This window comes from Streptococcus infantis (assembly GCF_021497965.1).
Taxonomy (GTDB): domain Bacteria; phylum Bacillota; class Bacilli; order Lactobacillales; family Streptococcaceae; genus Streptococcus; species Streptococcus infantis_B.
In genome coordinates this window covers 127,731-144,245 of sequence record NZ_CP046525.1, presented here as the reverse complement: position 1 = coordinate 144,245, position 16,515 = coordinate 127,731, and the positions used below count along the sequence as shown (strand labels likewise).

Annotated in this window: 8 protein-coding genes, 4 tRNA genes and 3 rRNA genes; 1 reads left to right on the top strand and 14 read right to left on the bottom strand. The window is 42.3% G+C overall.

All coding sequences use genetic code 11. The features are described 5' to 3' along the window. Nucleotides 1-17: 17 nt before the first annotated feature. The 9 genes from GOM46_RS00730 to pbp2a form a co-directional block, all read right to left on the bottom strand. Nucleotides 18-90, bottom strand: a tRNA-Asp gene (locus GOM46_RS00730). A gap of 2 nt (nucleotides 91-92) precedes the next feature. Further along, nucleotides 93-165 (bottom strand) — tRNA-Val (locus tag GOM46_RS00725). Nucleotides 166-169: 4 nt separating this feature from the next. Beyond that, nucleotides 170-285, bottom strand: a 5S ribosomal RNA gene (gene rrf, locus GOM46_RS00720). A 77-nt stretch (nucleotides 286-362) separates the two neighbouring features. Beyond that, nucleotides 363-3,264 (bottom strand): 23S ribosomal RNA (locus tag GOM46_RS00715). A 125-nt stretch (nucleotides 3,265-3,389) separates the two neighbouring features. Further along, nucleotides 3,390-3,462, bottom strand: a tRNA-Ala gene (locus GOM46_RS00710). A gap of 50 nt (nucleotides 3,463-3,512) precedes the next feature. Further along, nucleotides 3,513-5,060 (bottom strand): 16S ribosomal RNA (locus GOM46_RS00705). Together the 16S, 23S and 5S rRNA genes with 4 tRNA genes alongside form the textbook arrangement of a ribosomal RNA operon. A gap of 226 nt (nucleotides 5,061-5,286) precedes the next feature. Next, nucleotides 5,287-5,358, bottom strand: a tRNA-Glu gene (locus tag GOM46_RS00700). 69 nt (nucleotides 5,359-5,427) lie between these two features. Next, entirely contained in the window at nucleotides 5,428-5,904 is a 477-nt protein-coding gene (locus GOM46_RS00695; protein WP_235083667.1) for a sigma-70 family RNA polymerase sigma factor, read from the bottom strand. Nucleotides 5,905-6,085: 181 nt separating this feature from the next. Further along, the gene (gene pbp2a, locus GOM46_RS00690) at nucleotides 6,086-8,311 is read right to left on the bottom strand and encodes a penicillin-binding protein PBP2A (protein ID WP_235083666.1); all 2,226 of its coding nucleotides are present in this window, start codon (nucleotides 8,309-8,311) and stop codon (nucleotides 6,086-6,088) included. An 88-nt stretch (nucleotides 8,312-8,399) separates the two neighbouring features. Between pbp2a and GOM46_RS00685 the strand changes: the two genes are divergently transcribed. Next, complete coding sequence (locus tag GOM46_RS00685) at nucleotides 8,400-9,275, top strand: RluA family pseudouridine synthase (RefSeq protein WP_235083665.1); 876 nt, start codon at nucleotides 8,400-8,402, stop codon at nucleotides 9,273-9,275. 69 nt (nucleotides 9,276-9,344) lie between these two features. Here GOM46_RS00685 and gap read toward each other — a convergent pair whose 3' ends face one another. The 5 genes from gap to adhE all read right to left on the bottom strand — a co-directional run bounded on the left by gap (nucleotide 9,345) and on the right by adhE (nucleotide 16,265). Further along, on the bottom strand, nucleotides 9,345-10,355 hold the full coding sequence (gene gap, locus GOM46_RS00680) for a type I glyceraldehyde-3-phosphate dehydrogenase (RefSeq protein WP_006151032.1): 1,011 nt from the start codon (nucleotides 10,353-10,355) through the stop codon (nucleotides 9,345-9,347). Between the two features lie 164 nt (nucleotides 10,356-10,519). Next, nucleotides 10,520-11,821, bottom strand: coding sequence for an ABC transporter permease (locus GOM46_RS00675; RefSeq protein ID WP_235083664.1), 1,302 nt, complete (start codon nucleotides 11,819-11,821; stop codon nucleotides 10,520-10,522). Continuing rightward, nucleotides 11,790-12,473 (bottom strand): ABC transporter ATP-binding protein, encoded by a 684-nt coding sequence (locus GOM46_RS00670; RefSeq protein WP_235083663.1) that lies wholly within the window; start codon nucleotides 12,471-12,473, stop codon nucleotides 11,790-11,792. The genes GOM46_RS00675 and GOM46_RS00670 overlap by 32 nt, the downstream gene beginning before the upstream one ends. Before the next feature lie 161 nt (nucleotides 12,474-12,634). Next, the gene (locus GOM46_RS00665) at nucleotides 12,635-13,546 is read right to left on the bottom strand and encodes a helix-turn-helix domain-containing protein (RefSeq protein WP_235083662.1); all 912 of its coding nucleotides are present in this window, start codon (nucleotides 13,544-13,546) and stop codon (nucleotides 12,635-12,637) included. A gap of 133 nt (nucleotides 13,547-13,679) precedes the next feature. Next, nucleotides 13,680-16,265, bottom strand: coding sequence for a bifunctional acetaldehyde-CoA/alcohol dehydrogenase (gene adhE, locus GOM46_RS00660; RefSeq protein WP_235083661.1), 2,586 nt, complete (start codon nucleotides 16,263-16,265; stop codon nucleotides 13,680-13,682). Nucleotides 16,266-16,515 lie beyond the last annotated feature (250 nt).

The window sequence follows — 16,515 nt, the reverse complement described above, 5'->3', positions numbered from 1 at the left end:
AATAACTTTCGTTATTACGGTCCCGACGGGAATCGAACCCGCGATCTTCGCCGTGACAGGGCGACGTGATAACCGCTACACTACGGGACCTATGGGAGTTAACGGGATCGAACCGCTGACCCTCTGCTTGTAAGGCAGATGCTCTCCCAGCTGAGCTAAACTCCCTAGAGCTAAGCGACTTCCATATCTCACAGGGGGCAACCCCCAACTACTTCCGGCGTTCTAGGGCTTAACTTCTGTGTTCGGCATGGGTACAGGTGTATCTCCTAGGCTATCGTCACTTAACTCTGAGTAATACCTACTCAAAATTGAATATCTATCAAATACTTAGAAAAAACTTCGCTTTCGTATTCTCAGTTACTTTGGATAAGTCCTCGAGCTATTAGTATTAGTCCGCTACATGTGTCGCCACACTTCCACTTCTAACCTATCTACCTGATCATCTCTCAGGGCTCTTACTGATATAAAATCATGGGAAATCTCATCTTGAGGTGGGTTTCACACTTAGATGCTTTCAGCGTTTATCCCTTCCCTACATAGCTACCCAGCGATGCCTTTGGCAAGACAACTGGTACACCAGCGGTAAGTCCACTCTGGTCCTCTCGTACTAGGAGCAGATCCTCTCAAATTTCCTACGCCCGCGACGGATAGGGACCGAACTGTCTCACGACGTTCTGAACCCAGCTCGCGTGCCGCTTTAATGGGCGAACAGCCCAACCCTTGGGACCGACTACAGCCCCAGGATGCGACGAGCCGACATCGAGGTGCCAAACCTCCCCGTCGATGTGAACTCTTGGGGGAGATAAGCCTGTTATCCCCAGGGTAGCTTTTATCCGTTGAGCGATGGCCCTTCCATACGGAACCACCGGATCACTAAGCCCGACTTTCGTCCCTGCTCGAGTTGTAGCTCTCGCAGTCAAGCTCCCTTATACCTTTACACTCTGCGAATGATTTCCAACCATTCTGAGGGAACCTTTGGGCGCCTCCGTTACCTTTTAGGAGGCGACCGCCCCAGTCAAACTGCCCGTCAGACACTGTCTCCGATAGGGATCACCTATCCGGGTTAGAGTGGCCATAACACAAGGGTAGTATCCCAACAACGTCTCCTTCGAAACTGGCGTCCCGATCTCATAGACTCCTACCTATCCTGTACATGTGGTACAGACACTCAATATCAAACTGCAGTAAAGCTCCATGGGGTCTTTCCGTCCTGTCGCGGGTAACCTGCATCTTCACAGGTACTAAAATTTCACCGAGTCTCTCGTTGAGACAGTGCCCAAATCATTACGCCTTTCGTGCGGGTCGGAACTTACCCGACAAGGAATTTCGCTACCTTAGGACCGTTATAGTTACGGCCGCCGTTTACTGGGGCTTCAATTCATACCTTCGAGTTACCTCTAAGCACTCCTCTTAACCTTCCAGCACCGGGCAGGCGTCACCCCCTATACATCATCTTACGATTTAGCAGAGAGCTGTGTTTTTGATAAACAGTTGCTTGGGCCTATTCACTGCGGCTGACCTAAAGTCAGCACCCCTTCTCCCGAAGTTACGGGGTCATTTTGCCGAGTTCCTTAACGAGAGTTCTCTCGCTCACCTGAGGCTACTCGCCTCGACTACCTGTGTCGGTTTGCGGTACGGGTAGAGTATGTTTAACGCTAGAAGCTTTTCTTGGCAGTGTGACGTCACTAACTTCGCTACTAAACTTCGCTCCCCATCACAGCTCAATGTTATAGAACTAAGCATTTGACTCAGTTCACACCTCACTGCTTAGACAGACACTTCCAATCGTCTGCTTTAGTTAGCCTACTGCGTCCCTCCATCACTACATACTCTAGTACAGGAATATCAACCTGTTGTCCATCGGATACACCTTTCGGTCTCTCCTTAGGTCCCGACTAACCCAGGGCGGACGAGCCTTCCCCTGGAAACCTTAGTCTTACGGTGGACAGGATTCTCACCTGTCTTTCGCTACTCATACCGGCATTCTCACTTCTATGCGTTCCAGCGCTCCTCACGGTACACCTTCGCCACACATAGAACGCTCTCCTACCATACCTATAAAGGTATCCACAGCTTCGGTAAATTGTTTTAGCCCCGGTACATTTTCGGCGCAGGGTCACTCGACTAGTGAGCTATTACGCACTCTTTGAATGAATAGCTGCTTCTAAGCTAACATCCTAGTTGTCTGTGCAACCCCACATCCTTTTCCACTTAACAATTATTTTGGGACCTTAGCTGGTGGTCTGGGCTGTTTCCCTTTCGACTACGGATCTTAGCACTCGCAGTCTGACTGCCGACCATAATTCATTGGCATTCGGAGTTTATCTGAGATTGGTAATCCGGGATGGACCCCTCACCCAAACAGTGCTCTACCTCCAAGAATCTTAATGTCGACGCTAGCCCTAAAGCTATTTCGGAGAGAACCAGCTATCTCCAAGTTCGTTTGGAATTTCTCCGCTACCCACAAGTCATCCAAGCACTTTTCAACGTGCCCTGGTTCGGTCCTCCAGTGCGTCTTACCGCACCTTCAACCTGCTCATGGGTAGGTCACATGGTTTCGGGTCTACGACATGATACTAATGCGCCCTATTCAGACTCGGTTTCCCTACGGCTCCGTCTCTTCAACTTAACCTCGCATCATATCGTAACTCGCCGGTTCATTCTACAAAAGGCACGCTCTCACCCATTAACGGGCTCGAACTTGTTGTAGGCACACGGTTTCAGGTTCTATTTCACTCCCCTCCCGGGGTGCTTTTCACCTTTCCCTCACGGTACTGGTTCACTATCGGTCACTAGGGAGTATTTAGGGTTGGGAGATGGTCCTCCCAGATTCCGACGGGATTTCACGTGTCCCGCCGTACTCAGGATACTGCTAGGTACAAAGACTATTTAAAATACGAGGCTCTCACTCTCTTTGGCTGATCTTCCCATATCATTCTTCTATAATCTTTGAGTCCACATTGCAGTCCTACAACCCCGAAGAGTAAACTCTTCGGTTTGCCCTCCTGCCGTTTCGCTCGCCGCTACTAAGGCAATCGCTTTTGCTTTCTCTTCCTGCAGCTACTTAGATGTTTCAGTTCACTGCGTCTTCCTCCTCATATCCTTAACAGATATGGGTAACAGGTAGTACCTGTTGGGTTCCCCCATTCGGAAATCCCTGGATCATCGCTTACTTACAGCTACCCAAGGCATATCGTCGTTTGTCACGTCCTTCTTCGGCTCCTAGTGCCAAGGCATCCACCGTGCGCCCTTATTAACTTAACCTTACTTTTTTGACCTTTCAGTCATAAACTCTTATTAATACTACAGCGTTTTCGGTTTATTTTCTTGTTACTATTTGATATAGATATTCAATTTTCAATGTGCATTACTTGGTGATCTCTCACCAATGGAGCCTAGCGGGATCGAACCGCTGACCTCCTGCGTGCAAAGCAGGCGCTCTCCCAGCTGAGCTAAGGCCCCACAAGACCTCTCAAGACTAAACAAGACCAATGTGCTTTCCTTATCCTTAGAAAGGAGGTGATCCAGCCGCACCTTCCGATACGGCTACCTTGTTACGACTTCACCCCAATCATCTATCCCACCTTAGGCGGCTGGCTCCAAATGGTTACCTCACCGACTTCGGGTGTTACAAACTCTCGTGGTGTGACGGGCGGTGTGTACAAGGCCCGGGAACGTATTCACCGCGGCGTGCTGATCCGCGATTACTAGCGATTCCGACTTCATGTAGGCGAGTTGCAGCCTACAATCCGAACTGAGACTGGCTTTAAGAGATTAGCTTGCCGTCACCGACTTGCGACTCGTTGTACCAGCCATTGTAGCACGTGTGTAGCCCAGGTCATAAGGGGCATGATGATTTGACGTCATCCCCACCTTCCTCCGGTTTATTACCGGCAGTCTCGCTAGAGTGCCCAACTGAATGATGGCAACTAACAATAGGGGTTGCGCTCGTTGCGGGACTTAACCCAACATCTCACGACACGAGCTGACGACAACCATGCACCACCTGTCACCTCTGTCCCGAAGGAAAACTCTATCTCTAGAGCGGTCAGAGGGATGTCAAGACCTGGTAAGGTTCTTCGCGTTGCTTCGAATTAAACCACATGCTCCACCGCTTGTGCGGGCCCCCGTCAATTCCTTTGAGTTTCAACCTTGCGGTCGTACTCCCCAGGCGGAGTGCTTAATGCGTTAGCTACGGCACTAAACCCCGGAAAGGGTCTAACACCTAGCACTCATCGTTTACGGCGTGGACTACCAGGGTATCTAATCCTGTTTGCTCCCCACGCTTTCGAGCCTCAGCGTCAGTTACAAGCCAGAGAGCCGCTTTCGCCACCGGTGTTCCTCCATATATCTACGCATTTCACCGCTACACATGGAATTCCACTCTCCCCTCTTGCACTCAAGTTAAACAGTTTCCAAAGCGTACTATGGTTAAGCCACAGCCTTTAACTTCAGACTTATCTAACCGCCTGCGCTCGCTTTACGCCCAATAAATCCGGATAACGCTCGGGACCTACGTATTACCGCGGCTGCTGGCACGTAGTTAGCCGTCCCTTTCTGGTAAGATACCGTCACAGTGTGAACTTTCCACTCTCACACTCGTTCTTCTCTTACAACAGAGCTTTACGATCCGAAAACCTTCTTCACTCACGCGGCGTTGCTCGGTCAGACTTCCGTCCATTGCCGAAGATTCCCTACTGCTGCCTCCCGTAGGAGTCTGGGCCGTGTCTCAGTCCCAGTGTGGCCGATCACCCTCTCAGGTCGGCTATGTATCGTCGCCTTGGTGAGCCGTTACCTCACCAACTAGCTAATACAACGCAGGTCCATCTGGTAGTGGAGCAATTGCCCCTTTTAAACAGTTATCATGCAATAACTGTTGTCATGCGGTATTAGCTATCGTTTCCAATAGTTATCCCCCGCTACCAGGCAGGTTACCTACGCGTTACTCACCCGTTCGCAACTCATCCGCTCGGTGCAAGCACCAAGCTTCAGCGTTCTACTTGCATGTATTAGGCACGCCGCCAGCGTTCATCCTGAGCCAGGATCAAACTCTCATTAAAAGTTTGAGTTCTCACTCATTTCTGTCACTGACAGATTTATTGTTTTTCATTGTTCAGTACTATAACCTTAGTTATAGTGCCCTGCACATTGGTTCGTCTTGTTCAGTTTTCAAAGGTCTTTGTCGCGCTTGCGACAACTATATTAGTATATCACAGTCGTTTTTCTCTGTCAACAGGTTTTTTTAACTTTTTTAAAATCCTATCAACCTTAACCGCGATACACCCATAGTCCGTACGGGATTCGAACCCGTGTTACCGCCGTGAAAAGGCGGTGTCTTAACCCCTTGACCAACGGACCTTGAGCTTTTCAACTCTTTCTATTATACCTACTTTTTGACGCTTGTCAACTGGTTTTTCTGATTTTTTATTATTTTGGTCCAAAATCTTTTAAGACAAGTTGCAACTCTTTAAGCATAGCTTTTCTGCCTTTAAATCGTTCATCTGCCATCAATCGCTCGAAATATTCCAACTTCTCCTTTCCTAAACCAGCTCGATATTTCTTAAGCATTTCTTGTAGAGCGTACGATTCATCCAAGACAAGTCCTCCCTCCCTTAATCTGTGGCTAATTTCACCCACTTCTTCATATGCTTGACGATCTAATTTTCTTTTATAACTCTCTTGCTTTCGCACAGCATCTAAAATCCGATTTCGAAATTTTGTTTTAAAGTAAATATAGAATTGTTTATTTTTTTTCTCCTTGAATTCTGGGTGGTTCTCCATTAATTCATGAAGACAAATCATTCCTTCTTGGTCCCAATCTTCTTTTTCCCATAAATGAAGATAGTACTCCTTTCGGCACTTGTGTACGATAGCTCTTACTTCTTGGTAATTATTTTCTAACATGATTACCCTCCTTTTCTGCATTTAGTATAGCAGAGTCAACCTTCATAAATGCCTTTATGATTTATTCTGATTATATACTTGTCTAAATTGACACTTTGGAGACCAATACATCTCTCTTCGATTATTTTAAAGTCATTTCAGGATAAAAAAATGACAAGAAATTATTCTTGTCATTTAAGAATTATTGGAACAAATCTACAATTGTATCCCAGACCGTTTTTGCCTTTTCTTTAATTTTTGCATCTGAAATAGCTTTTTCTGCTTCATCAATAAGATTCTGGGCTCGATCTCGGATGTCAGTTATAGAATCACTTGATTGCGCACCACCATTGTCGGTTGCTTGATTTTGAGAATTTCTAGGAGCTATACCGTTTAGTTCATAAGCATTCTCAACAGTAAAGGTACTTCCTGGCGTATATGGAAGAATTGTTTCTGCCATACTTCTAAAAACATGAGCGGCGCCATTTGATGTCGAACCTGCTAGATAATGGTTTTCATCGGTAGTCGGGAAACCAAGCCAGTGACTAATGACTACATCAGGTGTATACCCAACAACCCATTGGTCACTCGTATATTCTGGGTTAAAAGCAGTCTCTGTCGTTCCAGTTTTCCCAGCCATAACATAACCATCAGGTGAAGAACTTATTCCTGTACCATTTGTGAAGGTTCCTAGCATCATGCTAGTCATTTTATCCGCTACGGACTTGTCTATCACTCGTTTTTGAGAATTCTTATGCGTAGCAATGACTTCCCCACTTGCATTTTCAATGCGAGTAATAAAATGCGCTTCTGGCATCAAACCTTCGTTTGCAAATGCTGCATAAGCTTGTGCCATTTGTAGTGGACTAGTTTCCACTCCACCACCCAGGGCAACACCCAACACACGATCCACATTCGTTAAATCAAGTCCAAATCTTTCACCTGATTCAAAAGCCTTGTCGATGCCAAGTTGTTTAACTGTTGCTACGGCAGGGAGGTTTAGGGACTCAGCTAAAGCTTGGTACATTGGAACTTCAGGAGATGTTTTGATTCCTGCGTAGTTATCGACCTTGTAATCACCATACTCCATAGTATGATTATCCAACTCTTTATTTAGAGCCCAACCGGCTTCGACCGCTGGGGTGTAGACAACTAAGGGCTTAATAGTTGAACCTGGACTTCTTTTTGATTGAGTTGCGTAGTTGAAATTTCGGAAGCCCGCTTTATCATCTCCTGCTACACGACCAACAACTCCTCGAACTCCTCCTGTTTTTGGTTCTAGAGCAACACTGCCAGACTCAGCATGAGTTCCATCTTCTGCGGTTGGAAAGAGAGCTGTGTTTTCATAAATGACCTGCATATTAGCTTGGTAATTTTGATCCAACTCAGTATAGATACGATAGCCGTTGTTCACGATTTCTTCTTCAGTTAGATTATACTTTTCAATAGCTTCATTAACAACTGCATCAAAGTAAGAAGGATAACGGTAGTCTGAAATTTTCCCCTCGTAAGTATCCTGAAGCCGAGAGGCCATATCAACGCTTGCAGCTTCCGCTTCTTTGTCCTTATCAATATAGCCAGCAGCGACCATGTTTTGTAAGACGGTGTCTCTACGGTTAGTAGAATCTTCAATAGAATTCAAAGGGTTGTATAATTCCGGTCCTTTCAGCATTCCTGCTAAAGTCGCAGCTTCATCAAGCGTCAGTTGAGAAGCTGAAACCCCAAAGTATTTTTTACTTGCATCTTCAACACCCCAAACCCCATTCCCGAAGTAGGCATTGTTCAAGTACATAGCCAGAATCTCTTTCTTACTATACTTTTTAGTTAACTCTAAAGCTAGAAAGAATTCTTTTGCCTTTCTCTGAACAGTTTGGTCTTGAGAAAGATAGGCATTTTTCGCCAACTGCTGAGTAATTGTAGAACCACCACCTGAGCGTCCAGCCGTCACTATCGCTAGGAAAAAACGAGCATAGTTAATTCCACTATTTTTATAGAAACTTCTATCTTCTGTCGCAATAACAGCATTCTGCAAATCTTCACTAATATCCGAAAGTTCGACATAGGTGCCTTTTTGACCTGACAGGGCGCCTGCTTCTTTTTCTTCTCTGTCAAAAATCAGAGTACGTGTTTTTAAAGCATTTTGTAAGTCTGTAACATTTGTCGATTTTGCTAGCGCAAATAGATAGACCCCAACAAAAAGGCTGGCACTTAGTCCTATAATCAGAAAGATCTTTGTCAAATGATAACGGCGCCAGAATTTTCGAATAGGACCAACTGCCCCAGCTTTCTTTCGTCCTGCTCTTGAACGCCGTAAATTGCTCGACACATTTTCTTCTTGTTCGACTTCATTCATTTCTGTTTCTTCAATTTCAGATTCTTCTTTCTTAAATAAGGAAAGAAATTTTTCAAATAAGGTATCTAATTTCATGCGTATATTTTATCATCTTCCCCATAGGAAGACAAGAATTTTGCTAGTTCCCCTGTCCAAATAAACTGATTTTTGTTACAATATCAGTATGAAATTTACCTTTACTATCCCTGAGTCTCTACCTGAAATGACAGTTAAACTTTTCCTGGAAGAGCAACTGTTAATCCCTAGAAAAATACGTCATTTCTTGAGAGTTAAGAAACATATCCTTATCAACAAAAGAGAAGTTCATTGGCACCAAGCTATCAAAGCAGGAGACGAATGCCAATTAATTTTCGATGAGGAAGATTATCCTACAAAAGAAATTGCTTTTGGAAACCCCAAACTTGTAAAAGAAATCTATCAAGACCAACATTTAATTATCGTCAATAAACCCGAGGGCATGAAAACACATGGGAATCAGCCCGATGAGATTGCTCTTCTCAATCATGTTAGTGCCTATGTTGGTCAAACTTGCTATGTTGTCCATAGACTAGATAAAGAAACTAGTGGTCTCGTACTATTTGCTAAAAATCCGTTTATATTACCTATTCTAAATCGACTATTAGAAAAAAAAGAAATTTCTCGAGAATATTGGGCTCTAGTTGACAGAAAAATCGAGGCTAAAGAACTTGTCTTCCGAGATAAAATCGGTCGCAATCGACACGACCGTAGGAAACGGGTAGTGGATCCAAAAAATGGTCAATACGCCGAAACCCAAGTAACTCGTTTGAAACAATTTCAAAACAAAACCAGTCTCGTTCAGTGTAGATTGAAAACAGGACGTACTCATCAGATTCGAGTTCATCTAGCTCACCACGGACATCCAATTCTTGGAGACCCTCTCTATAACCCACATTCAAAAGTTAGTAGACTGATGCTACACGCATTCAAACTATCCTTTGTCCACCCTCTAACTTTAAACAAGTTAAGTTTTACTGCGCTATCAGATACATTTGAAAGAGAATTAAAACAAAATGGATGATAAAACCATCCATTTTTATTATAAACAAAAAAGCAAGACCAGTTGGTCTTGCTTTTATCGACTCAAGAATTATTTAGCGATTTTAGCGAAGTATTCAAGAGTACGTACAAGTTGTGCAGTGTATGACATTTCATTGTCGTACCATGAAACAACTTTAACCAATTGTTTACCGTCAACATCAAGAACTTTAGTTTGAGTTGCGTCAAACAATGAACCGTAAGACATACCTACGATATCTGAAGATACGATTGGATCTTCTGTGTAACCGTATGATTCGTTTGAAGCTGCTTTCATAGCTGCGTTCACTTCATCAACAGTAACATTCTTTTCAAGAACAGCTACCAATTCAGTAACTGATCCAGTTGGAGTTGGAACGCGTTGTGCAGATCCGTCAAGTTTACCGTTCAATTCTGGGATTACAAGACCGATAGCTTTAGCAGCACCAGTTGAGTTAGGAACGATGTTAGCTGCACCAGCACGAGCACGACGAAGGTCACCACCACGGTGTGGTCCGTCAAGGATCATTTGGTCACCAGTGTAAGCGTGGATAGTAGTCATCAATCCTTCTACAACACCAAAGTTGTCTTGAAGAGCTTTAGCCATAGGAGCCAAACAGTTTGTAGTACATGAAGCACCTGAGATAACTGTTTCAGTACCGTCAAGAACGTCGTGGTTAGTGTTGAATACAACTGTTTTAACGTCGTTTCCACCAGGAGCAGTGATAACAACTTTCTTAGCTCCACCTGGGTGCAAGTGTTTTTCAGCAGCTTCTTTCTTAGCAAAGAAACCAGTTGCTTCAAGAACGATTTCTACACCGTCGTTAGCCCAGTCGATTTGTTCTGGATCACGTTCAGCAGAAACTTTAACGAATTTACCGTTAACTTCGAATCCGCCTTCTTTAACTTCCACAGTTCCGTCGAAACGACCTTGAGTTGTATCGTATTTCAACAAGTGTGCAAGCATAACTGGATCTGTAAGGTCGTTGATGCGAGTAACTTCAACACCTTCTACGTTTTGGATACGACGGAAAGCAAGACGACCGATACGTCCGAAACCGTTAATACCAACTTTAACTACCATTAGTGATTTCCTCCTTATGAAAATCATGAAAATTTTATTGTGAAAAGAGTAACTTGAATCACTACAAATCACCTTTCAACGTTCTTATTATATAACTATTTAAGCTAAATTGCAAGTACTGGCCTTGATTTTCAAACTACTTTCTTTTTAATACCGTGCTCCCCCTATTCATAGCGTAAAGATTCAACTGGATCCATTTTGCTAATCTTACGTGCTGGGAAGAAGGCTGAACCATAGCCAAGAAAGAAAGCAAAAACCAAAGTCCCTAAAATAGAGAGAAGATTTAATTCAAAAACTTTAGAGATTGATGGATAGAAATGGTGAACAATAACATTCGCTAGACTGCCTATCCCTTGAGCAATGATGAAAGCTATAAACAAGGCAATTCCTACAATCCAAAGAGCTTCGTAGATAAAAATTCCTTTCACATCTCTATTTTGATAGCCAACGGCCTTCATGACACCGATTTCCTTGGAACGTTGCATGATATTGATATAAATGATGATGCCTATCATAACTGCTGCCACCACAATCGCTTGTGAAGAAAGCACAATCAGTAATCCCTGGATGACACGAATAAAGGTAATCACAATATCAAGAACAGCCTGTTGAGAAAGAACTGTATACTTCTTATTTTTCTGCAATTCTTCTGTTACTGTTTTCGTACGAGATGGGTCTTTGAGTTCCAAAATAAAATAAGATACAGTCTTTGTAAATCCAGCTTCTTTCAAAATCGTTTCCATTTGATAGGCTGGCATAAAACTGTTACTGTCCTCCATGTCATCTTCATCATTGATCACACGTACAATATGAGTTTGAAATTGAGAAGTCTTGCTACCTTCAGCAGCATTTTCTACAATGGTTGCCGATACTTTTTTGCCAATAACATCACTAGCTGTCAGATTGTTCCCTGTTTGTTCATTCCAATTTTTGAGCAAACTCATCGGAATCGTTAATCCCTGTTCGTTAACATCCGTATAAAGAGAGCCTGCTAGCACTTTTTCTTTTTCATTGCTAGTAACAGAAATACTTGTATCTTCATACAAACTCACGACCTGAGCATAAGAAGGCAGGGCTTGGCTAAAATCCACTTCGTGTCCGTCTATGCTCATCTTTGACATGGTCATACCAAAGGGACTCTCTAGATATTTAATATTTTCTTTCCCAATTGTATCTGTGATATAGTTCTTATCTTCTTGGTTTAGAAAACCTCTTCCAGCAACGCTTGAATTCAGTGCAATCTGAACTTGGGAAGGGAGCTTACCTCCGTTGGTATTTTCATCAATCATCGAAATCAAGGCATTCCCTAGACCAAAAGAAATCAACACGCCTACAAAACCGATCGAGGTTGCTACTGCAATCAACAAGTTTCGCCATTTTCTTTCCATAAAGTTACTTAAAGAAAGTTTGAATTTATTTTTAAAGGATAATCCTTTATTTTTTGACTTCTTCAACGACTTCACCATCCTTCATTTTGATAATTACATCCGCATATTCAGCTACTTCTGGGTTATGAGTCACAATCAGTACTGTTTTCCCAGATTTGGCCAAACTTTTAAATACTTCTAATACAATTTCTTGGGATTGAGAATCCAGCGATCCTGTTGGTTCATCAGCTACAATCATATCCGGTTGATTGACCAGAGCACGCGCAATCGCTACACGTTGCTTTTGACCTCCAGAAAGTTGCTTGACATTTTTAGCCATAAAAGGTTCCATACCTAAACTGACTAGTTGCTCTTGAGCTATCCTTGTCATTTCTTTATCGGATAAATCTTTGACATAGAGAGGCAACTTAACATTGTCCAAAACAGACTGGTGAGGAATGAGATTGAAGTTTTGAAAGACAAATCCAATATTATCTTTACGAAATTGAGTTAATTCAATCTCTGATAAATCCCTGAGAGGTTCTCCTTTAAAAGCTAAAACTCCCTCATACTCTCTATCAAGACCACTGATGATATTGAGTAGACTGGTTTTGCCACAGCCTGACGGACCATAAATCGCCGTGATTTTCCCTTCAGCAATCTGCAGGTTAATATTTCTTAGAGCCTGCTCTTTATGCTTGCCATCCAAGGCGTAAAATTTTGAAATATTTTTAATGGATAAAATGGACATGGCATCTCCTTTAATCACTTGTGATATCGTATAACGATACAAACTATATTTATCAATCAGATTCAAAAGGAATCAAAAAATTCCTTTCTCTTTTTTACGAATTCATTGTAACAAAAAAGCGACATTCCCCCAATGACAGAAATGTCACTCCTATAAACTATTTAACGGTATCTTTCTAGGTCCTCGGCCCATTCATTATCTAAACTAACGATTAACTTCTCATTGCCAAACATTCTCGCCATCATTTTTGCCTCCTCATACTTTTGTTTGGCTGTATCATAATCTGTCTGAATATAATATTTCCACTCCACCATCAAGACAATCGGTTGTTTTTGAAAATCTCGTGTTTTCTGTCCTATTTTATATAACGTTTCAACTGCCCTCTTAAAATAATGAAACAGTCCCATAATTTCTATACAAGCTAAAGAAGCTAACAAGGAATCTCTAAGCAAGTCCAAACAATCGAACTCTATCTTATCAATCTGCGAACTTAGTTTCTCATGAAAACAAAGAATGGTTTCATGCTCAGATTCTTTTATCTCACCCACATTTAAACCATCCATTAACTGACAGTTGAAATACAGTCTCAATTTCAAAAGGTCCTCAACTTTATATACATCTCTGGATAGTAAGTCTTGAAGACCGCCCTCAATCACACTGCTTCCGTATAAGGAATTACTAGTCGCTCTCACTTCATCTATAGCTTGAAGACAATCCACTAGTACTTTCTCATCACTTGGCAAATCATCATAAAAACATTCAAAAATCTCATCAAAATATTCTTCCTTCTGTTCCTGTAACTCTTTGTCTCCATAGTCAGGATGATGAAGAAGAAAGTATTTTAATTCTTGGTAACGCTTGGGTAATTCCTTATAGTCTGGCATCAAGACATAAGATGGAATGCCTAGCCTATCCGCAATGTATTCTAGTGTTTTTATCGTAGGACGAAATTCTCCTTTTTCGATGCGGACCAACTGACGAACTGACAGTTCTGACTCATCTCCACAAAAAACTGGACGACTAAGTCCTTTCTCTTCTCTAAGAAGTCTTACCTTTTCCCCTAAATCATTCATCTCTTACATTTCTCTCTCAGCTCGATACAAAAACTTTGATAGTCAAACAAACATATACACTTATTATAACATTTTTCAATAAAATGTACAAAAAAAGAGACAGGATTACTCCTGTCTCTAGGCTGATAATCTATTATTTACGACGTCCTGGACGTTCTGCATAACCATAGTAAGCATCTGCCATGATTTCTTCCATGTCAGCTACCATTGGCAAGCGTGGGTTTGCAGGTGAACATTGGTCTTCATATGCAAGCAAAGCAATTTCATGCAAGCTATCTTTCCAAGCTTTTTCATCAATTCCTTGATCCTTGAAGTTCATCTTGATACCTACTGCAACACCCAGATCGTAAACCGCTTTGGCATAAGCTTCAACTGCTTCTTCTGGAGTTGAGTGAGGCAAGCCAAGCATTCTAGCAATATCTTGGAATTTTTCGTCAGCTTTCCAGTAGTTGTATTTAGGCCATGTAGTAGTCTTAGATGGGCGAGTACCGTTGTAGCGGATAACGTATGGAAGCAAGATTGCATTTGTACGTCCGTGAACAGTATGGTGAACAGCACCAATCTTGTGGGCCATTGAGTGACTCATACCAAGGAAGGCATTAGCGAAGGCCATACCAGCCATTGTAGATGCATTGTGCATTTTTTCGCGAGCTTCTGGGTCAGCTGTCTTAACTGATTTTTCTAACCATTCAAAGACAAGCTTGATTGTTTGAAGCGCGATACCATCTGTATAATCGTTAGCGAAGTTTGAGGTGTAAGCTTCAGTAGCATGAGTCAACACGTCCATACCTGTATCAGCAGCGATGAAGTCAGGAACTGATTCAACCAAAGCAGGGTCAACAATCGCAATCGTTGGTGTCAATGAGTAGTCAGCCAATGGATATTTACGGTTGTTTTTCTTATCAGAGATAACGGCAAATGGTGTTACTTCTGAACCTGTACCTGAAGTTGTTGGGATACCGATGTACTTCGCTTTCTTACCAAGTGATGGGAAGCGGAAGGCACGTTTACGGATATCCATGAATTTTTGAACCAAGTCACGGAAGTCGATTTCTGGTTGTTCGTAGAAGAGCCACATTACTTTAGCAGCATCCATCGGTGAACCACCACCAAGAGCGATGATTGTGTCTGGTTCAAATGCTCTCATCACTTCAGTACCACGTTCTACGGTTGTGATATCTGGATCTGGTTCAACATCTGAGAAGACTTGGACAGTTACACGGTTGCTACGTTTGTTCAATTGGTCGATAATACGTTGAACGAAACCGAGTTTTTCGATTGATTTGTCAGTAACGATCATAACGCGTTCAATATCTTCACAGGTTTGAAGGTATTGGATAGAATTGCGTTCGAAGTAAATTTTTGAAGGAACTTTAAACCATTGCATATTATTTCTACGTTTCCCTACTTTCTTGATGTTTAGAAGGTTAATAGCGCTCACGTTATCACCAACTGAGTTGCGTCCGTATGAACCACATCCAAGTGTTAATGATGGAATGAAGGCATTGTATACGTCACCGATACCACCAAAAGTAGATGGAGAGTTCCAGATAATACGCATTGCTTTGATTTCTGTACCATAACGTTTAGCAAGTTCTTCGTCTTTTGTATGGATAGCTGCTGAGTGACCAAGTCCATTGAACTCAACCATTTGACGAGCTTTTTTAAGACCATCTTCAGTATCTTCAGCTTTTAGGACAGCGATTACTGGTGACAATTTTTCACGAGTTAATGGTTCTTTTGGTCCTACTTCTGCACATTCTGCAGCCAAGATATTTGTTCCTTCTGGAACAGAGAAACCTGCTTGTTCCGCAATCCATGTGGCTGGTTTACCAACGATGTCAGCATTCAATTTTGCTCCAGCACAGTTCTTGCTGTTTGCTTTAGCGCCAAAGCAGAATTGTTCCAAGAGAGCTTTTTCTTTTTTGTTAACAAAGTAAGTGTGGTAAGATTTGAATTCTTCTACAAATTCATCGTAAACTTCTTTATCAATGATAACTGCTTGTTCTGACGCACAGACCATACCATTATCAAATGATTTAGACATAACGATATCATGAGCAGCTTGACGGAGGTCAGCTGATTTTTCAACATAGGCAGGAACGTTTCCGGCACCTACTCCAAGAGCTGGTTTACCACATGAGTAAGCGGCTTTAACCATAGCGTTACCACCAGTTGCGAGGATAGTCGCAACACCTTCGTGATTCATAAGTGCTCCAGTTGCTTCCATTGATGGTTCTGTAATCCATTGAACACAGTTTTCAGGAGCTCCAGCAGCAATCGCAGCATCACGAACAATTTGAGCAGCGTGTGCAGAAGATTCTTGAGCAGATGGGTGGAAAGCAAAGACGATAGGATTACGTGTCTTTAATGAGATCAATGCTTTAAAGATTGCTGTAGAAGTTGGGTTTGTTGTAGGTGTAACTCCACAGATAACCCCAACTGGTTCTGCAATTTTAGTCAAGCCAGTAATTGGATCATCTTCGATAACTCCAACAGTTTTAACACCGCGCATGTTGTTTACAACGTGTTCACAGGCAAACAAGTTCTTTGTAGCTTTATCTTCAAATACACCACGTTCTGTTTCTTCGATTGCATGTTGAGCAAGAATTCCGTGTGCATCAAGTGCTGCAACAGATGCTTTTGCCACGATGTAGTCAACTTGTTCTTGGTTCAACTTACGCATTTCTTCAAGTGCAACTAAACCTTTTTGTACCAAACCATCTACGTGCTTCTCTGCAGCAAGTTGTCTTTGTTCAGGTGTTACAGTTTTTTATCAGCCATATTTTCCTCCATAGCCATCAAGGGTTAAAATCCTTTGTTAAATTTTTCACAAGTTTATTATAACTCTTTTTTTATACTTTGTAAACAGTTTCATAGATATTTCACAAAGAATTTTCATTTTATTGTGAATTTTTTATCAAACTATTGTTTTTATGCACTCTTTTATCAAACTTTGTGAAAATATT